This window comes from Nonlabens sp. Ci31 (assembly GCF_012974865.1).
GTDB lineage: Bacteria > Bacteroidota > Bacteroidia > Flavobacteriales > Flavobacteriaceae > Nonlabens.
In genome coordinates this window covers 3,395,298-3,416,875 of the sequence record NZ_CP043633.1, presented here as the reverse complement: position 1 = coordinate 3,416,875, position 21,578 = coordinate 3,395,298, and the positions used below count along the sequence as shown (strand labels likewise).

Sequence of the window (21,578 nt, the reverse complement as noted above, 5' to 3'; positions counted from 1 at the left end):
TCCAAAATAAGAAGGTTAAACCCTAAAAACACCCTGCTGATCAAGTTAGAATAATAACAGTATTCCTTTTCCAATGCTATTGTTTATACATATAGGGGCTTTGTAAATTAATAAGTTAACTACCGTATATGCTGGCTAATTTTAAAAATATTTTGCTTAGAAAGTATATTTTTTAAGCAAAACATTTGGCCGTAGAGCTGTTGTATATTTAAAGTCAGTTACTAACTTCTCTTTAGCATTGGTCCTAGTATTTCCCAAACCGTACGAGCTATTATTTTATGACCCTCAACAGTTGGGTGGATGCCATCACTCTGATTGAGTTCCACAATTCCGCCAACATCTTTTAAGATAAATGGAATAAAGGCGATATTATTAGCCGCTGCTATTTGAGCATAGAGTTCTTTAAATTCGGTGGTGTAGTCTAGTCCCATGTTTGGTGGCAGTTGCATCCCAGCGAGAATAATCTTAGTGTTAGGACTTTTTTCTTCTACGATAGTTATAATCGCCTGAAGGTTAGCGCGTGTTTCAGACAAAGGGACTCCCCGTAGGCCATCATTTGCCCCAAGCTCCAAGATAAAAATATCGATACCTTGATTCAAGACCCAGTCAATTCGGCTTTTACCACCCGCTGTCGTTTCTCCGCTTAAGCCTGAATTAACGACCTTATAATTTAAATGTAAAGAATCAATTTTTTCTTGTAGTACTGCAGGAAAAGCATCATTGCTATCCTCTAATCCATAGCCAGCTGTAATACTATCTCCAAAGCATAAAATGATTCCAGTACTATTTTTTGAAGTCTCAGCGATTTGGGATGGTTCGGTTTGTTCTATTGCCGTTGCTTTTTGTGTGCTTTTTTTCTTTTTATCGCCACCGCAGCTCAAGATAAAAGCCAAAGGAATAATATAACAAAGCCTTAAGAGTTTCTGCATAGCGGAAGTTGGTAAAATTAGATTCATTTGTTTATTTTGATCCTTTGACATAAGCTGTCATTTTAATTAAAAATTATATGCCAAAGATATTGAAGATTACTGGGCTAGGAAAAACTTATTCCAGTGGTCATAAAGAATTAAAGGTTTTGCAAAATATCACTTTTGAGGTAGAAAAAGGTCAAAGTTTTTCTATTGTTGGACCCTCTGGAAGTGGTAAAACAACCTTATTGGGCTTGTGTGCAGGTTTAGATAATCCAAATGCAGGAAGTGTGGAATTATGTGGTCAAGATTTAAGTCATTTAAATGAAGACCAAAGGGCTCAATTACGGAATAAGGAAGTGGGTTTTATTTTTCAGAACTTTCAATTATTGCCCACCCTTACCGCTCTTGAAAATGTGAGTGTTCCTTTAGAGTTACAAGGGGATAAAGCTGCAACCCAAAAAAGCAGGGTTTTATTAGAGAAAGTGGGCTTAGCTGACCGTTCAGATCATTATCCATCTCAGCTTTCAGGTGGTGAACAACAACGTGTAGCTTTAGCTAGAGCTTTTGCTAATGCACCTTCTATTCTATTTGCAGATGAGCCTACAGGAAACTTGGATGAGGAAACAGGAGAAAAAGTAATCCAACTATTATTTGAGTTAAATAAAGAAGCCGGAACGACGCTGGTGATTATTTCGCATGATTTAGAGTTAGCCAACAGAACCCAGCAGATATTGCGTCTGAAAGGCGGTCAAATTTTAACCAATCAACGCACAGAAGTGCTGTAAATTCATCTCCTATTCCTATGAATCAAAATACGAAATGGCTATTTAAAATGGCATGGCGTGATGCCAAAGCGAGTAGAGTGCGCCTGATTTTATTTATGGCTTCTATTATCTTAGGTATTGCGGCAGTAGTTTCTATACAATTATTCAGCACCAATCTTAAAGACAATATACAGCTCCAGTCCAAAGCCTTAATGGGTGCCGATTATATTATCGATAGCAGGAAGCAGCCTACAGAACGTGCGCAAGCGATCATAGACTCCTTAAAACCAGATGCTTTTGAAGTCAACTTTGTGTCCATGATTGCTTTTCCTAAAAGTGGAGGTACCAAACTGGTAAAAGTGCGTGCTTTAAAAGGAGGCTTTCCTTTTTATGGTACGATCGATACCGAACCTGTTTCAGCAGCAAGCACTTATCAAGAAACCGGTGGAGCATTAGTTGATGCGACTTTAATGCTTCAGTTTGATATAAAAGTTGGGGATTCTATAAAAGTAGGCGAACTGACGCTTCCTATTGCGGGGTCTTTAAAGTCAATTCCTGGGGCTACGGCTATTTCAACTTCTGTAGCTCCACCAGTGATCATTCCGAATCGGTTTGTAGAAAGCACAGAGCTCCTACAATTGGGTAGTCGCAAGGAATATCAATTCTTTTTCAAAGCTTCAGATACGTTAAATTTAAGTCAGTTGGAGGAGAAAATAAGTCCCATGTTGGATGCAGAGAATTCAGATTTAGACACGCATACCAGCACTAGCGAGCGTTTAGGTAGACGTTATGATAACGTGGGCAAATTCTTATACCTGGCAGCGTTTATTGCTTTGCTTTTAGGCTGTGTAGGTATCGCTAGTTCTGTCCATATTTATATCAAAGAAAAACTGAAATCCATCGCTGTTTTAAAGTGTATGGGAGCATCCAGAATGCAAAGCTTTCTTATTTTCCTTATTCAAATAGCAGGGATAGGGGTTGCTGGTGGTCTGGTGGGTTCGTCTATAGGCGTGGGGCTTCAGGTTTTATTCCCCTATATTTTACAAGACTTCCTTCCGTTTACAGTGGAGATACGTATCTCTTTACAACCCATACTTATAGGTGTTTTTCTAGGTTTGTTTATGTCGGTGTTATTTGCGCTTTTACCCTTGATTAGAACTTGGTATGTATCGCCCTTAGAAGTGTTACGTGTTAATGAACAAGCTTCTCAGGGGCCTAGAAAGGTTCGGTTTTTTGTATTTGCAGCAATACTAGTATTTCTGTTTTTATTTTCCTTCTGGTTGCTCGAGGACGCGCTTTATGCCTTAAGTTTTGTAGGTGCTACGCTACTTACGTTTGCTATTTTAGCCGGGACTGCTTTGTGGTGCATGAAACTTATAAGGACTTACTTCCCAAAACGTTGGGGTTTTACATCACGCCAAAGTCTTTTAAACTTATTCAGGCCAAATAATCAGACGGTAGTGTTAGTGGTCGCCATTGGTCTAGGGACATTTTTGATCAGTACCTTATATTTTACGAAAGATATTTTATTAGCAAAAACAGCTATCGAGCAATCGACAGAAAATGCCAACATCATCATTTTAGATGTGCAAACTGATCAACGTGATGCCGTAGAAAAACAACTTAACAGTAATGACCTGCCCATTCTTGATAACATTCCGTTGGTGACTATGCGCATGCATAAGCTGAAAGATCAGTTAGTAAATGAGTTACGGCAGGATTCCACCAGCCAAGTTCGCGGTTGGATTTTAAGTCACGAGTTCCGAACCACCTATCGCAACACCTTGATTGATTCAGAAGAAATTATAGAAGGGGAGTGGATCCCAGAGTTGAAGTCTGGAGATCCCGTGGAGATTTCTATTTCTGATAATCTTGCTGCAGATGCTAAAGTAAGCGTGGGCGACACCATTATTTTTAATGTGCAAGGTGTGCTTATGGAAACCACCGTGGGTAGTATTCGTAAAGTGGACTGGGGACAAATTCAACTTAATTTTAGTATTGTATTTCCCGAGGGTGTTTTAGAAAAAGCTCCTCAGTTTAATGTTATTACTACTGCGGTTGCAAATGAAGAAGCTTCAGCAAAATTACAGAGAGATTTAGTGGCTCAATTTCCTAATGTGTCTGTGATAGATTTACGACAGGTGTATTCGATCTTGGAAGATATTCTAGGTAAGATTTCTTGGATCATCAATTTTATGGCTTTCTTTAGTATCCTTACAGGCATTATTGTTTTGATAGGTTCTGTACGGACGAGTAAATACCAACGCATTAAGGAAAGTGTCTTACTGCGAACTTTAGGCGCAAAAAACACCCAGATTTTGAAAATTACCGCTTTGGAATATGTGTTTTTAGGACTGCTGGGAAGTTTAGTTGGTATTTTGTTAGCTTTATTGAGCAGTCTCTGCTTAGCGCTATTTGTTTTTAAAGAGCCATTTGTACCTTCTTTGATTCCATTTTTAATCTTTTTACCGGGTATTACGATTTTGGTTTTAACGATTGGTTTGAGCAATATTCAAACCGTTCTGCGCAGTTCGCCTTTGGAGGTGTTGCGAAGAGAAGGCTAGGGCAGGCATTGCGTGAAAGCAAACAAAGATAACAACCATTGTGACCTGTTATTTTTTCCTACACGGCAGATTCTTCCTATTCTTACCAGCGCGATAAAGAACCAAGTGATTTCTATCGAGATCATACAAATGCGCTTCTCGCCACAACCAAGTTTGATCTATAAGATCCTTTTCAAATAGGACTCCTTTTGTTTTTAAATCAGCAACCTTTTTATCCAGATCATCACATTCAAAAAAGACTTTGATTCCAGTTCCTTTGGGCAGTTCTTCTACTAAGGAAAGGCTTAGAGTAGCACTACTCTCTGGCAATTCTAGTCTTGCATAAGCATCATGTGTATGAACAATCAAATGGAGTCCTAACAATTCATAAAATGCAATGGCTTTAGGAATATCAAGAACAGGAAGTGTGATTTAATTGAGGTTTATGAATTATTAATTAGAGATCTCCTTCCACATCTCATTACCAAAGGGCTCCAGTTCATTACTACCGATAATCTCATCATAAGAAACAGTAGGTAAAGAAGAACGAGAAGAACGACCATTCAACAGAATATCTTCCAAGCAACGCGCCAATAAAGGTTCATTCACATCTCCTAGGAAACCTAAGTTTTCAAAATCTTCATTTTGAGTAATATCAGGAACTAACCCGTCAAAATAGTCGGTGTTTCCAACGGAGTTTAAACTTTTAAGCACTAGTGGCTGCATCGCATAACGGTGTGCAGGATTTGCTCCAGATCTTCTAAAATCTGGACTGTCGTACAAGGTAATACTCGCTTGGAATTTCCCTGCGGTAGCATCACCTACTTGTACCACATTGATATATGGATCTAGCGAATTGATCACTAATTCACTGGCGCTGGCGCTACTGCCGGTGGTGATGATATGCACTTTATTGAGATCGAGCGTGCTTAGTGTCGTACCAGAATTGGTTTGGTTTTTAAATAAATTCACTAATCGTTCTGGAGTACTTGCTTGTAATTGTGTCTGTATTTCTGGATTCCATTTTTCTGTGGAGTATACATCTGTAATAGGATTTCCAGAAATTAAACTCCCTAAAATGATAGCTGTATTTACAGAGCCTCCTCCATTGTATCTCAAGTCCAATACTAAATGGGTCACTCCTTGGGCTCTAAAGTCTGCAAAAATGCCATTTAACTGCTCATCAAACTGCGACAAGAACCCCGTGTACATTAAATAACCTATTTTTTGAGTTCCTTGATCAATTACTTCAGTAACTAGAATAGGATTTTCCTGTACGACTTGTTTAGTAAGGGTGATTTCTAATCCGTTAGAAGTGCTAACTCCAGCATTGAGGTCAGCAAGACCTATGGTATAGGTGTTTTGAGCAAGAAGCGTGTTAAAATTATCTCTAGATATACGTATGCCGTTGATCGAGTTAAAGATCATACCTCGTTCCACGTTTTCTCTTTCGGCACTGGTATTGGGTTGCACATAGCGCACATAACCAAAAACATCAGTAGCACTTCCAGTTTCTCCGACGAGACCAAATTTCATCCCGTTATTCAGTGTGTTTCCAGCAAGAATATTTTCTAAAGCTACATAATCCTCAAAAATAACGCTGAAACGATCTGTTCTTGATCGGTCAAATACGAGCGATTCAAAAAAGGTTTCAGGAGAATCAAATTGTGAATGATAAGCTTCGAGCTCTTCAAGGTTGGCAAAACGATCGTTTGCCAGCACATCTACATCAGCTTTATAGAGGTAAAAAGCATTCATACCTCTGTAGATAAAGTTGTTGATTTCACTTTTACCAGCAAAAACATCATCATTATCCTTAAAACAGCTAGAAAGGGTAGTAACTGCGATTAGGCCAACTAAGGCATATTTAAAAAACGTATTCATTTTCATGCTTATTTTCAAGTAAAAATAGGGAAAAGTAGTAGATATAATAGCGGTTCTTCATTACTTCTCTGTATCAGCAAAGGTTCCACAGTTTTCGTTATAAAAGTCAATTGCAGTAATCATATTTGTTATGTGTATTTCTTTGTTTTTAATTTTTGATACTAGATCTGGACAATCTTTAAACATCTTAAGGTGTCTTTTTTTTTATCTTCTTACCTATTTTGACGAGCTTTTCATCCTTAAACATATAATAGCTGGTTGAAGATTTAATATGTACTATAACAGGAGTACTAACAGGTCCATAGCTCATATAACTTTCTCCACCTAGAAATACTTCTGTATAAAGAATGATCTCCCCATGTATCATTTCTTTTAATATCCTAGGTTCGTTATCAATTTGTTGCGTTTTACATATCGATATTTCGCTTCGTCTATATCAAAACCTATAACATGTTGATGATTATAAATAACTGGCTTGTCGCCCTCTTTCTCCTTAAATTTTATACCATCATGACTTCTCACTTGTATAAAACCTTTCTTTAAAGTATTGTTCCTTTTTGAAATTGAGCATTAACGCTTATGGAACATATTAAAACAGTAAAACGGTTGTTTTTCTCTACATTTAATACTCTTTTAAAAGTAAAAATAAGGAAAAGGCTTTAAAAAACACTCTTGAAATTGTGATAGGATAAGATTCAAGAGCCACTACAAGCGTTTTTGCTTTACAACGTAATGGTATAGTAAGGAACAAACTTCATTTCAGTTAAACTTTATTCTACCTCCATACATTTTTGGTTTTCGCTCTTGAGGTTTAATGAAAAAAGACGAATGCTAAAAAAAATCATATTCTTGTAACAATTAAAAAGCAGACTCGTCATAAACGTATAACCAAGGAAATGAACCAACAAACATTTGTAAAGACCTTTAAAGAGGTACAGAAAAAAATGTACTTTCTTTCAAAGCGATTGCTCACCTCTCATGAGGAGGCGGCAGATGCGGTGCAAGAAGTCATGGCAAGACTTTGGGAAAAGCGTTTCCAACTCGAAGAGGTTAGAAATAAGGAAGCCTACGCCATGCAAATGGTTAAAAATTATTCCTTAGACCGATTGAAAAGTAAACAAGCAAGTCATTTAAAAATAGTTCACAGCAACTATGATAGTGAAGAGAGAAATGTAGAAGATGAGTTAGAAAGACTTGGTAAGATAAAGCTGGTACAAAACATGATTAATGAACTGCCAGAACAATATAAAATGATTATTCAGCTAAGAGATATACAGAGATATGATTTTGAGGCTATAGAAAAAATCATGAATATGAAGGCTACAGCGGTTAGAGTAGGGCTGAGCAGAGCAAGAAAAATGCTCAAGGAAAAAATAGAAGAACAGTATAAAACAGAAATCGCATGAACGATTTATTAGAAAAATATTGGAACGGTGAGACCACTCTGGTGGAAGAACAAGAACTTAGAGGCTATTTCAGTTCTGGGAAGGTATCTCCAGAACATGAGGTATACCGCAGCTTGTTTAGCACCTTTGAGTTAGAACAGGTGATGGAAGAAGGTGATTTTGACGCTTTCGCGAAAGTGAAACAAAAACAATCCCTAGATAACCAGTTCCAGAAAAGAACTTGGAAAGGACTCGCCATAGCAGCAGGTTTCTCTCTACTTCTCGCAGTAGGGGCAGGCTACTATCAAGAGCAACACAAAACACAGCCAGACTTAGGAACTTATGAAACTCCTGAAGAAGCTAGAGCAGCAGCAATGAATATGCTGGAGCTCGTAAGTGTCAAGTTAAATAAAGGCCGGAGCAATATGCAGCCACTACAAACTTTAGATAATAAAACAGCAGCCGTTTTTAATCTTAAATAATAATCTCAATCACAATTTAATAAAAGTCAACATGAAAAAGTTAATCCTCACCTTAGTACTCGCAGTAATGGCAACCCCATTATTTGCTCAGGACGCATTTGAAAAGATGGGTTCCCTAAAAAATATTAAAGAAACTGTAGTAACCAAAGATGCCTTTGAACTACTCGCAGAGATGGATATGGATATCCAAGATGAAAATTTAAAAGCAGGTAAAGAATTGTTGAACAGTCTTAAAGACGCACGTTTTTACACCACCTCTAATTCAGATAGTGCTAAGAAAATGATCAGCATTGCAAATGCCTATGTAAAGAGTAATGGTCTTGTAAAATTGATGAGTGTAAAAGAGGATGATCAAGATTTTGCATTCTACGTAAAGAAAGGCAACACGCCAAAGAAAATTCAAGCACTGGTAATGATCATCGATGAAACTATGAATACTGCTAATCCAGAAGCTATAGTAATGAAAATAACTGGAAATATCGATCTAGGTCAAATTTCTAAACTTACTAAGATGATGAATGTACCTGGACAAAAACAAATTGAAGACGCTACTAAAGAATAGATGGTTACTTAATAAGTCCATGTATTGTTAATCTCAAAAACTACTCATTATGAATAAGATCATTTTAAAAATAGTCCTTTTAACACTTGCTGCTACGGCAGCACTTACCTCCTGTGACTCCGACCCAACGCTTCAAAGCTACATCGTAGATAGTGGCGAAAAAGAAGGGTTTATAAGTACCTCTATACCTAAAACGATTCTAGGAATAGACGACAGCAAGCTTTCTGAAGATGCACAAAAAGCTTATAACTCTGTCAGTAAAGTAAATATATTAGTATACCCTAAAACAGATAAGAACGTTGTTACTTTTGAAAAAGAAAGCGCCCAACTCAACAACATTTTAAAGGGTGAAAAGTATAAAACTTTAATGACCCATAATCAAGATGGAATGAAGGCTAAATTCCTTTATCAAGGTGATAAAGATTCTATAGATGAAATTATCGTTTTCGGTACTTCAGATGATATGGGAATGGGCGTCGCTCGTATTTTAGGTAAAGACATGAACCTTTCTGGAATGATGAAGATGATGAAAGAATTGGAGAAGATAGATATAGATCCCGCAGGTATGAAAGGGATTTTAGAAACTATGGGAATTGATACGAAGGATAATGTGGACATCGATGAAGCCGCAATGAAAGAGATGCTAGAATCAAAAGGAATTGACACCTCAAATATGGCAGGTAATAAGGGATAATTAGTTTCCTTGCACTTTATAAAATCTGTATCCCTTAGAGGCAGATTTTTTTATGCGCTATGGGGTCATAAAAATTATTATATGTTTATGGAAACCTTATATTTGCAAGCTTTCGCAGAAAGTCAAGTTCAGTATAAATTTGTATTTTTTTTGACAAAAAGAAAGCGGAATAATAACAAACAATTTTACACATGAAAGCTGGAATCGTAGGACTACCTAATGTAGGTAAATCAACTCTTTTTAACTGTTTATCAAATGCCAAAGCCCAAAGTGCCAACTTTCCGTTTTGTACCATAGAACCCAATGTAGGAGTAGTAAACGTGCCAGATGCACGTCTTAAGAAATTAGAAGAACTGGTTAATCCAGAACGTGTGATGCCAGCAACGGTAGAGATCGTAGATATAGCAGGTCTTGTAAAAGGAGCGAGTAAAGGAGAAGGATTGGGAAATCAGTTTCTTGGGAACATACGGGAGACAGATGCAATTATTCATGTGTTGCGTTGTTTTGATAATGACAACATTATCCATGTAGATGGTCATGTAGACCCTATACGTGATAAAGAAACCATCGATATAGAATTGCAATTAAAAGATCTAGAAACCGTAGATAAAAAACTGGAAAAAGTAAAAAGAGCTGCCAGAACTGGTAATAAAGAAGCTATTAAAGAAGAAGAAGCTTTAGTAAAAATTAAAGCTGCCTTAGAAGCTGGTATTTCTGTACGTGCGGTAGAATTGAGCGATGAGGTAAGAGCAGAGTTTGTAAAGCCTTTACAATTTATCACTGATAAACCAGTGATGTACCTATGTAACGTAGATGACGAGTCTGCTGTTTCTGGAAATAAGTATGTAGATCTTGTTAGAGATGCTGTAAAAGATGAAAATGCGGAGGTTCTTGTGCTTGCTGTAGGAACAGAAGCTGACATTACCGAATTAGAAGACTTTGAAGAACGTAAAGAATTTCTCGCAGACATGGGACTAGAAGAGCCCGGTAGTGCAAAATTGATACGTAGTGCCTACCAGTTACTCCATCAGCAAACCTATTTTACGGCTGGTGTAAAAGAAGTAAGAGCATGGACTATTAATGTAGGTTCTACAGCACCACAAGCTGCTGGAGTAATACATACCGACTTTGAAAAAGGATTTATACGTGCAGAGGTGATCAAATACGATACTTACGTAGAATTTGGCTCTGAAGCGAAAGTGAAAGAAGCTGGAAAGCTCAAAGTAGAAGGTAAAGAATACATTGTACAGGATGGTGATGTGATGCACTTTTTGTTTAATGTTTAGGTTATAAGATCTATTGATAAAATTAAAGCTTCTTTCTCTTCATGGAGAAAGGAGCTTTTTTATTTCTTGCATTTCCCAAAGGGTAGAATTAATTCTACCCTTTAGGAAATAGTAGTTCTGATCAAGTAAACTCATCTCGATTCTTACTAGATTACAGGTAAATTTAGGACGTATTTTTTAGTTTTGTCTAGCTGCTGCAGAGTTGATTTTAGTTTTTTTGAAAATATCCAGCATTTTTCAACCTTTTCTCTTCATGGAGAAAGGAGCTTTTTTATTTCTTGCATTTTCCAAAGGGTAGAATTAATTCTACCCTTTAGGAAATAGTAGTTCTGGTGAAGTAAACTCATCTCGATTGTTACTAGATTACAGGTAAATTTGGGACGTATTTTTTAGTTTTGTCTAGCTGCTGCAGAGTTGATTTTAGTTTTTTTGAAAATATCCAGCATTTTTCAACCTTTTCTCTTCATGGAGAAAGGAGCTTTTTTATTTCTTGCATTTCCCAAAGGGTAGAATTAATTCTACCCTTTAGGAAATAGTAGTTCTGGTGAAGTAAACTCATCTCGATTCTTACTAGATTACAGGTAAATTTGGGACGTATTTTTTAGGTTTGTCTGGCTGCTGCAGAGTTGATTTTAGTTTTTTTGAAAATATCCAGCATTTTCAACCTTTTCTCTTCATGGAGAAAGGAGCTTTTTTATTTCTTGCATTTCCCAAAGTGTAGAATTAATTCTACCCTTTAGGAAATAGTAATTCTGGTGAAGTAAACTCATCTCGATTGTTACTAGATTACAGGTAAATTTGGGACGTATTTTTTAGTTTTGTCTAGCTGCAGAGTTAATTTTAGTTTTTTTGAAAATATCCAGCATTTTTCAACCTTTTTGACCAAAGCTCGTTGCACTCACTTTGCACAGCTTTCAAAACAGGAGAGGAGCTGTTATACTCTTTTGAAGTAGAAGTAATTCTATTAAGGCAAAACCGTTCCATTTCTATTTTGATAGTGCAACGGTATGGCTGCCTAAGAGATGTTAAACGGCATACTTCCTTTTTCTTAACCACATAAATACAAAACCAAAACCAGCGACCAAAAGCAACGGAAGGACCACATTGATCAACTGCCATTTGAATTTCTGGTCAATTATTTTTTTAGTGTCTAGGAAAGGAATTTTGATGTCTTTGTTGCGCAGCTTGATGAGTCTGGTGTCGTCGAGCAGGTAGTTGACCGTATTCATTAAGAATTCCTTGTTGCCGTATAATTGTCCAGTTCTCATGTCGTAGCCTAGTTCTTGAGCTTCTCCTCGGTCTACTTGATTTTTAAGAACATCACCATCTGCTATTAGTACTATCGCGGCATTTTTTCCTTGATCTAGGCTTCCTTTCAAGTTGACCGGTTTCACTCGGTTTTTATAGGCGCTGGTAAAAGAACCTTCGGCGAGCACGGCTAGAGGTAAATGGGATCGGTTATAAGTTTCTGGATTGATTTCTTGACCTATTTCTGCTAAGGAAATTAAAGCGGGTAAGGTCATCACTTGGGTTTTAGAAGAAGTGCTTAGTAATATCGTTTTTTTAATTCCGTTTTTTAAAGTGTCTATGGTTCCTGTATATTCAAACTTGACATCTTCTAGATTTTTAGTAATGAATTGAGCTGTTGCACTTGTATCTAACGAAGTCTTAGAAATAGGGTAGTAGGGCCAGGCATAAGCTTCGTATTGTGTATTGCGGCCTTGACCCGTTGCTAGTGCAATAGGTGCATGTTGTAAATCTTTTACGAGGCCATTGTTCAATCGCAAGCCATACCTAAAGAGCATGTCGTCTAGATTCAGCTTTCTTGGTACAGGATATGCTTTTGCTTCTTGATTGGAAAGACTGTCGTTTTCCATAATTACAGGGTCAATCGCTAGAAGCAACTTCCCACCTTGCATAAGGTATTGATCCAGTATGTATTTCTTGGTCTCGCTGTAAGCTTCTGTAGGTTTTGGATCCACCACAAGGTCAAATTTATTCAAAGATTTCAAAACCTGTTGAGGTTGTATAGAATCACTAGTTATCACAAATTCGATCCCAAAGGGTGCTGCTCTATAATATTCTTGAATACTTTTAATAAAATCGCCGATTTTTAAATCAGACAAGGTGCCGCTATCTCTTAGGAAAGCTACCGTTTTAGTCTTTTTTTGAGAAGCTTTACGCAACCCATCAGCAAATTGATATTCTAATTGTTGGATACTGGAATTCACTCGTTCTTCCGCAGTTGCGCGAGCTACAGTTTTTAGAAGCGGTACAGCAATAGTTTTACCGTCGTAAAGAATTAGTGCGTATGGAAAAACAGTAACCTTAGTACTTTTCCCTCCTTCTTGAATAGTAGCTATAGCTCCTCTTACGCCGCTTTTGGCTAGTTGTGCTGTAATCTGTTCGGTTTCTTGTTGTGAAGCACCTTCAATGGGATTGATAAAATCATATTTCAAATTAGGATGTATCGCTGCTAGTTCTTCTAGAAACTGACCTGTTTCCAACTTCAGTTTACGGAATTCTCCGGGCAACTCACCATCCAGAAAAACATCTATAATAATAGGTTTGTAAGCTTGTTCCAGCACTTTTTCTGTTTCTTCACTTAGGGTATAACGGCTGTCTTTGGTAAGATCAAAACGCTGGTAAACAGATCTAGATAACAGGTTCAACAGAATTAACACGATGACGACCACGATAAAGCTGGTATAGGTTTTTTTCATAGTTATCGTTTTGAGGAGATTGATTTTAGTGAAATTTCGCTTAAAGCGAAAAACAAAACAGCAACACTTAAAAAGTAGATCACATCACGAGTATCGATCACACCTCTGGCCATACTTTCATAGTGATATTTAAGTCCTAATGAGGCCAGAAAATCACTGTCTGACAAATAACTAGAAAGTCCTTCAAAGCCAAAATAAAGAATAAAACACAGCACAGCGGCCAGTAAAAAAGCGACCACCTGATTAGAAGTTACTGTGGAACTAAAAATACCTATAGCCGTATAACTCATCGCCAGTAATATAGCACCTAGATAACTACCAAATGTGCTGCCGTAATCGAGGTTGTTTGCCGTCTCTCCTAATTGTCCTAAGCTCCATACATAAACCAATGTAGGCACTAAGGCAATGACAATTAAAACTAGGGAAGCCAAATATTTACCAGCCACTAATTTTCTAGTGGAAATAGGTCTAGTCACTAACATTTCTAAGGTTCCTAAGTTGCGTTCTATGGTAAAGCTGCGCATGGTAATCGCTGGAATTAAGAACATAAATAACCAAGGAATAATCAGAAAGAAAGGCGCTAGGTCTGCAAAGCCGTAATCTAGAATATTGTACTCGCCTTTAAATACAAAGACAAACAAACTACTGATCATAAGGAAAATACCTATGACTAAGTATCCGGTTAGGCTAGCAAAAAATCCGTTGAGTTCTTTGAGGAAAATCGATTTCATAAAAGGCTGTGAATTTTTACGACCGAATTGGCTTGTGGTTTTTGATCAAAAAGTGCTTTAGTTTGCGGCCATACTTCTTCAAACAACGCACTATTTCTGTATTTATTTAATGCGTCTTCATTTTCCCAATAACTGTAGGTGTAAAAACGTTGCTCGTCATCTTTATCTTGATACAATTCTAAAAAGCTACATCCAGGCTGATTCCTGATTTGTTCCTTATAAGCATCAAACATATTTTGAAACTTACCTACAGCAGTTTCTTTAAAATGCATATTTACAATTCGTACAATCATGATTCCTTAAATGTAATAATTACTGGTGCATTAATTTGCAATCCAAATAAAGTACTCGCGCTTCCTACCGTTAGCGGATTTGACTTATAAGTTGCGATTTCTATGTAACCGGCACTGTTAAAGATAACCAGACCTTTTCCATCTACATCGCGTTTTTTCTCATCATCATCAAAGTTAATGATATCGCTGTAACGTTTGAAAATCTTATTAAATCGTTCATTACGAGCAGAGATCTCAAATTTACGGCCTTTGCCTATTTGTTCAAAAATCTCCTCATTGATATTGGCGACAGAATTACCATAATTATCAATGTAAATAACCTGACCGTAAATAATATTTTTAGTTTCAGATATTTTAGGAGTAACTCCAGATATGGCTCTAATACGAGTGATAGGTTTACCGATCACCTCTAGGGTTCCACCGCGAGCTATGTGACAAGCTGTACTTACAAAAGCATCTAATGTGGTAAAATTAGAAGAGATTCTATCATGGATGTTGATCTCTACCAGTTTTTCTGGACGTAACTTATTCATGATCAAAGCCAGTACGCCATTATCGGCACAAATAAAAAAATGCTCTTTTAATAAAACAGCGATATGTATATTCTCAGGAGTATGTTCTGCATCTACTCCTATAATATGTATGGTGCCGTCTGGAAAGGAGTGGTAGGCGTTTTTAATAATGTAAGCGGCCTCAGCAATGTTGAAAGGCGTTACTTCGTGTGAGATATCAACGATGTTTACGTTTTCTAATTCTTTGTATATAGCACCTTTCACCGCTCCTACGTAAGGATCTTTCCAGCCAAAATCGGTTGTAAGGGTTATAATGGGCATAAAGGATTTTAAAATTGTTAATTAAATAGTCGTTAAATTATCCTTTAGGAGCTCTATGGATTAATCATTTTTCACTAATTTCAAACAGTTTTTCACTGTTAGACAAAACTATAAAATTAAACATTTAATTACTTACTTAATTTACCGCTTTTGAACGAACTTATCATCGACCTGTCAGAGTCAAATCCAATAGAATTTTTTGGAGTAAAAAATAAAAATCTCGCTTTCTTAAAAGCACATTTTCCAAAGTTAAAAATAGTCGCTCGTGGAAGCACGATGAAAATTTATGGAGATGAAGAGCAATTAGCAGAATTTGATAAACGCATACAGATGATGTTGACACACTTCGGTAGATACAATAAGATGGACGAGGATGTCATGGAGCGTTTATTAACTAGTGACAAAAGTCATGAGGACATGGGTAAGGGTCATGATGATATTTTAGTTCATGGCAATTCTGGAATATTAATCCGTCCTAAAACTCCCAACCAACGCAAACTGGTAGAACTTACTAAGAAAAACGATATGGTTTTTGCGGTAGGTCCTGCAGGAACAGGTAAAACGTATATAGGTGTAGCACTTGCGGTAAAAGCCCTCAAAGAAAAACGCGTCAAGCGTATCATTATTACACGTCCAGCAGTGGAAGCCGGAGAGAATTTAGGTTTTCTTCCAGGAGATCTCAAAGAGAAATTAGACCCTTATATGCAGCCTATTTATGATGCATTACGGGATATGATTCCCGCCGAACGCCTTACAACCTATATTGAAAAAGGAACCATTCAAATTGCACCACTCGCTTTTATGCGCGGTAGAACGCTAGATCATGCTTATGTGATTCTCGATGAATCTCAAAATACGACTCATGCACAAATGAAGATGTTCTTGACCCGTATGGGTAAAGATGCTAAATTTTTCATCACTGGCGACCCCGGGCAGATTGATTTACCACGCCGAGTAACTTCTGGACTCAAAGAAGCTCTTTTAATTCTTAAAAATGTCAACGGGGTAGGAATGATGTACCTGGATGATAGCGATGTGGTGCGCCATAGATTGGTGAAAAAAGTTATTGAGGCGTATAAGGATATTGAGAACAGGAATTAAATTAATGTGATTCTTTATAGAATGCCATCGCTAATCGCTTTTAAGTAATTTTGAATTTTACTTTTATTATTTTGATGTGTCAGTTTTCTCGCCTTGCCTAAAGGCTGGCATGCTAAGAAAGCGAAAGAGTTCCTGTTTTCTTCTTTAAAACAATTATGTAACAAGTATCAGCGCTCCAAGTGGAAAGATTATTTCCAAGATTAGGATTGGTAAATCGTAGATCTTTTGTTTTTTATTATTGTAATAGGTCTGTTAATGTTTTGAGAAATAGTCCAATCGTGTTTAGTGTTTGTATATTTTTGACAAACAATGATCTAATAACCACTATAATGAAATCTATTATTTTTTTAGTTAGCGTAGTCGCTTCTCTATTTCTTTTTCCATCTCAACTTGAAGTTCAAGAATTTCAAGGTCAAGCGGTATATATTTCTAAAACCAGAATGGATTTGGGAACTTGGGGTGCTAGGATGAGTGAAGAACAAAAGAAACAAATGCAATCACGTTTAAAAAATAGACTTGAAAAGACTTATGTCTTAAACTTCAATAAAGAAGAATCTGTTTTTGATGAAAAGGAAAAGTTAGACGCTATGTCTGGAGCGACTGACTCATGGGGTAATAATTTTGCAGCAGGAGAACAATACAAGAACGTAAAGAAAAATGAACTGGTACAAAGCCAAGAGTTTTATGGCAAGCAATTTCTAGTAAAAGACAAGCTTGCTGCTATAGATTGGAAATTGGGCTCTGAAACCAAACAAATAGGAAAGTACATGTGTTTTAAAGCTACGGCGATCATTCCTAATACAGAGTTGACATGGTATTCATTTTCTTGGAGTGAAATAACAAACAACAATGAAGAAAGTGAAGAAAAGCCCGCAGCTACCGAAGGTGATTCAGTAACTACAGAAACAATTGAAATAGAAGAAATACCATCTACTAAAGTGGAAGCATGGTATACTCTTCAAATACCAGTAGGTCACGGCCCTGCAGAATACTGGGGGTTACCAGGACTTATATTAGAAGTAAGTGCAGGAGATACGACCATGTTATGTACAAAAATCGTGATGAATCCAAAAGAGAAAATTGAAATAGAAGCTCCTGATAATGGAAAAGAAATTACTAAAGTGTCTTATAAGGAGACTATTGTAGGTAAAATGATGGAGATGAGAAATAACCGAGGAAGAAGAAGAGGTTAAGAAGAACAATTACAGCTTTTTTATTTCCATTTCAAGGATTACCTATAATGAAGAAAATATGTTTTTTACTGCTTTTAATAGCAGCAAATTTTTCCTTTGCTCAAGTTAAATTGCAAGGAGTTGTTAGAGACAGTTTAAAACAACCGCTAGAACTCGCTAGTATTGTAGCCTTTAATCAAGAAACAAAGGCACTAGAGTCCTACGGAGTTACTAATGACTTAGGTAAGTACTCTTTATCTTTAAAAAAGAACGTCACTTATAAGATACAAATCAGTTATGTTGCGATGAAAACTCTTGAAGAGTCTCTTGTTGTTAAAGAAGTTGATATTACAAAAGATTATACCTTATATGCAGAAAACTCTTTAGACGCTATTGAGCTCATTTATGAAATGCCAGTAACCATAAAAGGAGATACGGTTACTTACAATGCAGATTCTTTTCAAAATGGATCAGAAAGAAAATTAGAAGATATTCTAGCCAACCTTCCAGGTGTGGAAATCAATGAGGATGGACAAATAGAAGTAGAAGGGAAAGTAGTCAATAAACTCATGGTAAATGGGAAGGATTTCTTTGACGGCGACACCAAATTAGCTTCAAAAAACATCCCTGCTAAAGCAGTGGACAAAATTCAAGTACTGCGTAATTATTCTGAGGTAGGCCAGTTACGTGGAGTGACCAATAATCAAGATAACGTAGCGCTCAACATCAAGCTCAAAGAAGGAAAAGAAAACTTCTGGTTTGGTGATGTTACGGTGGGTGCCGGAAGTGCTCCTGATAAAGAACTCTATTTATTACAGCCTAAATTATTTTACTATACTCCTAAATACAGCATCAATTTTATAGGTGATTTGAACAATACTGGAGAACTAGCATTAACCAGAAGAGATATTCGGAATTTTGGTGGTGGTTTTAGATCTCCTAGTAGGAGCAGTGGAACTGATATTAATTTAGGAGATAACAGTCTTAATTTTTTAACTAATCAAAATAATGCCGTTGAAATTGAAAATCAATTGGCTTCAGCAAATTTTAGTTATGCTGCAAACCCAACTTTAGATTTAAGTGGATTTGTCATCTTTAACAGCAGCCAGATTGCTTCTAAAGAAACTAGTTTTGTTCAGTATACCAATGAAGATTTAGGTATTCCTGATGAGCTTACAGAGCAAAACAATAACGAACGTTCTAATCAAGGGCTGGTAAAATTAAGCGCTTCCTATCAACCTAATTTTAGTAATCAATTGGAATATGATGTTTTAGGTCGTATTTCAAACGATAGGCAGCGACAGAATCTCTTCTCTTCTATTATTGGTAATACAAATCAGGCAGAAGAAGTCACTCCTTATAATATCAATCAAAGTCTTAAGTATTATTATACATTAGATGAAGACAATATTTTTTCACTAGAAGCACAACACCTTCTTAAAAACGAAAATCCGTTTTACAACGCCATATTAGAAAATGATCCAACTGGAGCAGATGAGTATGATGCTACCGCAGATAATTTAGGATTGAACCCTAATTTAGATACTTACAACATAGGTCAAAATAGACGTATCAAATCCAACCAGCTGGATGCTAAAGTAGATTATTTTCATATTTTAAATCCTAGAAGCAACTTGAATTTTACGTTAGGAACGATTCTGAGTAGTCAAGAATTTAACTCCAACCTATTTCAGTTTTTAAACGATGGAACAACTTTTAATCCTACACCTACCATTAATAATGGACTTGCTGTAAACGATACACAGTATAACTTTACAGATTTTTATTTAGGTGCTCATTACCGATGGAAAACGGGGAAGTTTACGATAACTCCAGGATTTTCTTTACACGCATATGGCAATAAGAATACTCAATTTGGTGAAACTTTTAAAGATAACTTTTTAAGGTTGCTACCAGATTTGGAAACACGTATTCAATTCAAGAAAAGTGAGTCCCTTACTTTGAGATATGACATGCGTAATCAATTTACAGATGTTACCAGACTCGCGCAAGGTCTTGTTTTGAATAGTTTTAACAGCATACAATCTGGTACGCCAGACTTACAAAATGCGTTATCTCATAATGTGAACTTGATCTATAGCAGCTTTAACCTCTTTAATTATACCAACGTATTTGCTAGAGCTTCTTATTCTAATAATATAGATCAGATAAGAAGTTCGACAGATTTTGAAAGTGTTATCAGAACCAACACATTTTTAAATTCTGCTTTTGCAGATGAAAACGCTAATATTTCTGGACGTATACAACGTACTTTTGGAAAAGTAAGAGCAAGTTTTAATGCGGGTCTTAATTACAGCAAGTTCAATCAATTTATACAGGATCAGCGTTCCGTAAATGAAGGCTATACACAATCTTATACGCCTAGCATACGTACGAATTTTAAAGTAGCTCCTAATGTGACTCTAAGTTACCGATACAGCATTAATGATAACAATCAAGGTGGTCGTAAAACGCAGTTTATCACCACATCTCCTTCTATAGATGTAGATGCTTATATTTGGAAGTCTGTAACTTTTAGAACCAACTATTCTTATACCAATCAAAATATAGGTAATGGACAGTCACAATCCTTTCAAAATTGGGATGCCAGACTTTCTTATAGAAAAGATCGAGATGCCAAATTTGAATATGAAATTAATGCGACAAATCTTCTGAATATCGCATCTCAGGTAACCAACAGAGTGAATAATATATCGGCATTTACTTCAGAGACTTTTATACAGCCACGTTTTGTGACTTTTAGAGTGGTATATAGTTTGTAATAATTTAAAACAAGTAGGACCAGGTGCTATTTGCTGCGGTGGTTAAGTACCGGCTTATATGTTCTTTATAGTTATTGATATCTCGCTTCCATACCGCAACGAGTGCGGCATCACTTTCTTTTTTCGAAAAGAAAAAAGAAAGTGAAACATCCACAAACACCATTGCTTATATCTGGTAGATAACTTGAAGAAAAAAAGAGTAATACATCCCACATATTCAATGAAATTGTAGAAATTTGTTCTAAGAATAAATTCGTTAAAATGTCCACACAACTTCCAGCAACTATTACTGATACTAATTTTAATTTTCCAGGTCAAAAGAGTATTTACAAAGGGAAAGTAAGAGAAGTTTATAACATCAACAATGAGTTATTGGTGATGATTGCCAGTGATCGTTTAAGCGCTTTTGACGTGGTGATGCCTAAAGGGATCCCATATAAAGGACAAATTCTAAATCAGATTGCCACTCAAATGATGGCGGCAACTCAAGATATTGTTCCTAATTGGTTAATTGCTACGCCAGATCCTAATGTGGCTATAGGTCACCTTTGTGAGCCGTTTAAAGTAGAAATGGTGATACGTGGTTATATGTCTGGTCACGCTGCACGAGAATACAAAGCTGGTAAAAGAACCCTCTGTGGTGTCTCTATGCCAGAAGGAATGAAGGAAAATGATCCATTTCCAACTCCCATCATTACCCCAGCTACCAAAGCAGAAATGGGCGATCACGATGAAGATATTTCTAGAGAAGATATTATTTCAAAAAGCATAGTTTCTAAAGCCGATTATGAAGTTTTAGAACAATATACCAAAGCCTTGTTTCAACGAGGTACAGAACTGGCCGCAAAACGCGGATTGATTCTCGTGGATACGAAGTATGAATTTGGTAAAACAAAAGAAGGAAAAATAGTCCTTATAGATGAAATTCATACACCAGATTCTTCTAGGTATTTCTACGCAGACGGTTATCAAGAGCGCCAAGATAAAGGAGAATCTCAAAAACAATTGAGCAAGGAATTTGTACGCCAGTGGTTAATTGCCAATGATTTTCAAGGGCTTAAAGGTCAAAAAGTACCTGAAATGACTGATGAATACATCACATCAGTGAGCGATCGCTACATAGAGCTTTACGAAAATATTACAGGTAAAACTTTTGAAAAAGCAAATACCTCAGATATTATTTCACGTATAGAGACCAACGTGTCTGCTTGGATGGAAAAAAGGGTCTAGTTACTAAGGCTGCTATTCAACTATGAGGAAGGAACTTTTTTATAGCATTCCTAACGAATCCATTTTTAGACAAGTTCAAGTCATTTCAGCTCTTTTGCCAAAATTATAAAATAACTCTAATTAAATAATATTAACAGAAATTTACCTACTGTAATTCTGTTAATTTATTGAATATTTATCAAATTGTAAGTTAGCTTAATA

General features: G+C 36.5%; 18 protein-coding genes. 11 read left to right on the top strand and 7 right to left on the bottom strand.

Going from position 1 to position 21,578, the window contains the following annotated elements; translation table 11 throughout:
- Positions 1–221: 221 nt before the first annotated feature.
- A complete protein-coding gene (locus tag F0365_RS15050; RefSeq protein ID WP_169934454.1) occupies positions 222–980 on the bottom strand; it encodes an arylesterase in 759 nt (252 codons plus the stop codon).
- A gap of 26 nt (positions 981–1,006) precedes the next feature.
- Here F0365_RS15050 and F0365_RS15045 point away from each other — a divergent pair, with 26 nt between their 5' ends.
- Positions 1,007–1,696 (top strand): ABC transporter ATP-binding protein, encoded by a 690-nt coding sequence (locus F0365_RS15045; protein ID WP_169934453.1) that lies wholly within the window; start codon positions 1,007–1,009, stop codon positions 1,694–1,696.
- 47 nt (positions 1,697–1,743) lie between these two features.
- Positions 1,744–4,239, top strand: coding sequence for an ABC transporter permease (locus F0365_RS15040; protein ID WP_169934879.1), 2,496 nt, complete (start codon positions 1,744–1,746; stop codon positions 4,237–4,239).
- Positions 4,240–4,287: 48 nt separating this feature from the next.
- Here F0365_RS15040 and F0365_RS15035 read toward each other — a convergent pair whose 3' ends face one another.
- Positions 4,288–4,650, bottom strand: a complete 363-nt coding sequence (locus F0365_RS15035) for a VOC family protein (protein ID WP_240961974.1) — start codon at positions 4,648–4,650, stop codon at positions 4,288–4,290.
- Positions 4,651–4,671: 21 nt separating this feature from the next.
- Positions 4,672–6,102 carry a S41 family peptidase gene (locus F0365_RS15030; RefSeq protein WP_169934452.1) on the bottom strand — a complete coding sequence of 477 codons (1,431 nt, stop codon included), beginning with the start codon at positions 6,100–6,102 and terminating at the stop codon, positions 4,672–4,674.
- An 896-nt stretch (positions 6,103–6,998) separates the two neighbouring features.
- Between F0365_RS15030 and F0365_RS15025 the strand changes: the two genes are divergently transcribed.
- The 5 genes from F0365_RS15025 (at position 6,999) to ychF (ending at position 10,511) form a co-directional block, all read left to right on the top strand.
- A complete protein-coding gene (locus F0365_RS15025) occupies positions 6,999–7,508 on the top strand; it encodes an RNA polymerase sigma factor (protein ID WP_169934451.1) in 510 nt (169 codons plus the stop codon).
- Positions 7,505–7,969 carry a hypothetical protein gene (locus tag F0365_RS15020; RefSeq protein WP_169934450.1) on the top strand — a complete coding sequence of 155 codons (465 nt, stop codon included), beginning with the start codon at positions 7,505–7,507 and terminating at the stop codon, positions 7,967–7,969. The genes F0365_RS15025 and F0365_RS15020 overlap by 4 nt, the downstream gene beginning before the upstream one ends.
- Before the next feature lie 31 nt (positions 7,970–8,000).
- Positions 8,001–8,531: a DUF4252 domain-containing protein gene (locus tag F0365_RS15015; RefSeq protein WP_169934449.1), complete on the top strand. Its 531-nt coding sequence runs from the start codon at positions 8,001–8,003 to the stop codon at positions 8,529–8,531.
- A 49-nt stretch (positions 8,532–8,580) separates the two neighbouring features.
- Positions 8,581–9,225, top strand: a complete 645-nt coding sequence (locus F0365_RS15010) for a DUF4252 domain-containing protein (protein WP_169934448.1) — start codon at positions 8,581–8,583, stop codon at positions 9,223–9,225.
- Between the two features lie 191 nt (positions 9,226–9,416).
- On the top strand, positions 9,417–10,511 hold the full coding sequence (gene ychF, locus F0365_RS15005; RefSeq protein WP_169934447.1) for a redox-regulated ATPase YchF: 1,095 nt from the start codon (positions 9,417–9,419) through the stop codon (positions 10,509–10,511).
- A gap of 1,025 nt (positions 10,512–11,536) precedes the next feature.
- Here the strand turns inward: ychF and gldG are convergent.
- From gldG to F0365_RS14985, 4 genes are read right to left on the bottom strand one after another with little or no spacing between them, the layout of a single operon-like run.
- On the bottom strand, positions 11,537–13,234 hold the full coding sequence (gene gldG, locus F0365_RS15000; RefSeq protein ID WP_169934446.1) for a gliding motility-associated ABC transporter substrate-binding protein GldG: 1,698 nt from the start codon (positions 13,232–13,234) through the stop codon (positions 11,537–11,539).
- 2 nt (positions 13,235–13,236) lie between these two features.
- Positions 13,237–13,965 (bottom strand): gliding motility-associated ABC transporter permease subunit GldF, encoded by a 729-nt coding sequence (gene gldF / locus F0365_RS14995; RefSeq protein ID WP_169934445.1) that lies wholly within the window; start codon positions 13,963–13,965, stop codon positions 13,237–13,239.
- Positions 13,962–14,258 (bottom strand): putative quinol monooxygenase, encoded by a 297-nt coding sequence (locus tag F0365_RS14990; RefSeq protein ID WP_169934444.1) that lies wholly within the window; start codon positions 14,256–14,258, stop codon positions 13,962–13,964. The genes gldF and F0365_RS14990 overlap by 4 nt, the downstream gene beginning before the upstream one ends.
- The gene (locus tag F0365_RS14985) at positions 14,255–15,091 is read right to left on the bottom strand and encodes an S-adenosyl-l-methionine hydroxide adenosyltransferase family protein (RefSeq protein ID WP_169934443.1); all 837 of its coding nucleotides are present in this window, start codon (positions 15,089–15,091) and stop codon (positions 14,255–14,257) included. The genes F0365_RS14990 and F0365_RS14985 overlap by 4 nt, the downstream gene beginning before the upstream one ends.
- 150 nt (positions 15,092–15,241) lie before the next feature.
- Between F0365_RS14985 and F0365_RS14980 the strand changes: the two genes are divergently transcribed.
- The 4 genes from F0365_RS14980 to F0365_RS14965 all read left to right on the top strand — a co-directional run bounded on the left by F0365_RS14980 (position 15,242) and on the right by F0365_RS14965 (position 21,377).
- Complete coding sequence (locus F0365_RS14980; protein ID WP_169934442.1) at positions 15,242–16,192, top strand: PhoH family protein; 951 nt, start codon at positions 15,242–15,244, stop codon at positions 16,190–16,192.
- Positions 16,193–16,521: 329 nt separating this feature from the next.
- Positions 16,522–17,385, top strand: a complete 864-nt coding sequence (locus F0365_RS14975; RefSeq protein WP_169934441.1) for a GLPGLI family protein — start codon at positions 16,522–16,524, stop codon at positions 17,383–17,385.
- A 47-nt stretch (positions 17,386–17,432) separates the two neighbouring features.
- Positions 17,433–20,147 (top strand): TonB-dependent receptor, encoded by a 2,715-nt coding sequence (locus F0365_RS14970; protein WP_169934440.1) that lies wholly within the window; start codon positions 17,433–17,435, stop codon positions 20,145–20,147.
- A gap of 261 nt (positions 20,148–20,408) precedes the next feature.
- On the top strand, positions 20,409–21,377 hold the full coding sequence (locus tag F0365_RS14965; RefSeq protein ID WP_169934439.1) for a phosphoribosylaminoimidazolesuccinocarboxamide synthase: 969 nt from the start codon (positions 20,409–20,411) through the stop codon (positions 21,375–21,377).
- The last annotated feature ends 201 nt before the right edge of the window (positions 21,378–21,578 follow it).

Coding starts and splice junctions, on each gene's coding strand:
- F0365_RS15050 (WP_169934454.1), bottom strand. CDS start 980: ATGTCAAAGGATCAAAATAAACAAATGAATCTAATTTTACCAACTTCC.
- F0365_RS15020 (WP_169934450.1), top strand. CDS start 7,505: ATGAACGATTTATTAGAAAAATATTGGAACGGTGAGACCACTCTGGTG.
- F0365_RS14975 (WP_169934441.1), top strand. CDS start 16,522: ATGAAATCTATTATTTTTTTAGTTAGCGTAGTCGCTTCTCTATTTCTT.
- F0365_RS15045 (WP_169934453.1), top strand. CDS start 1,007: ATGCCAAAGATATTGAAGATTACTGGGCTAGGAAAAACTTATTCCAGT.
- F0365_RS15015 (WP_169934449.1), top strand. CDS start 8,001: ATGAAAAAGTTAATCCTCACCTTAGTACTCGCAGTAATGGCAACCCCA.
- ychF (WP_169934447.1), top strand. CDS start 9,417: ATGAAAGCTGGAATCGTAGGACTACCTAATGTAGGTAAATCAACTCTT.
- F0365_RS15010 (WP_169934448.1), top strand. CDS start 8,581: ATGAATAAGATCATTTTAAAAATAGTCCTTTTAACACTTGCTGCTACG.
- F0365_RS15040 (WP_169934879.1), top strand. CDS start 1,744: ATGGCATGGCGTGATGCCAAAGCGAGTAGAGTGCGCCTGATTTTATTT.
- F0365_RS14970 (WP_169934440.1), top strand. CDS start 17,433: ATGAAGAAAATATGTTTTTTACTGCTTTTAATAGCAGCAAATTTTTCC.
- F0365_RS14990 (WP_169934444.1), bottom strand. CDS start 14,258: ATGATTGTACGAATTGTAAATATGCATTTTAAAGAAACTGCTGTAGGT.
- gldF (WP_169934445.1), bottom strand. CDS start 13,965: ATGAAATCGATTTTCCTCAAAGAACTCAACGGATTTTTTGCTAGCCTA.
- F0365_RS14965 (WP_169934439.1), top strand. CDS start 20,409: ATGTCCACACAACTTCCAGCAACTATTACTGATACTAATTTTAATTTT.
- F0365_RS15025 (WP_169934451.1), top strand. CDS start 6,999: ATGAACCAACAAACATTTGTAAAGACCTTTAAAGAGGTACAGAAAAAA.
- F0365_RS15030 (WP_169934452.1), bottom strand. CDS start 6,102: ATGAATACGTTTTTTAAATATGCCTTAGTTGGCCTAATCGCAGTTACT.
- F0365_RS14985 (WP_169934443.1), bottom strand. CDS start 15,091: ATGCCCATTATAACCCTTACAACCGATTTTGGCTGGAAAGATCCTTAC.
- gldG (WP_169934446.1), bottom strand. CDS start 13,234: ATGAAAAAAACCTATACCAGCTTTATCGTGGTCGTCATCGTGTTAATT.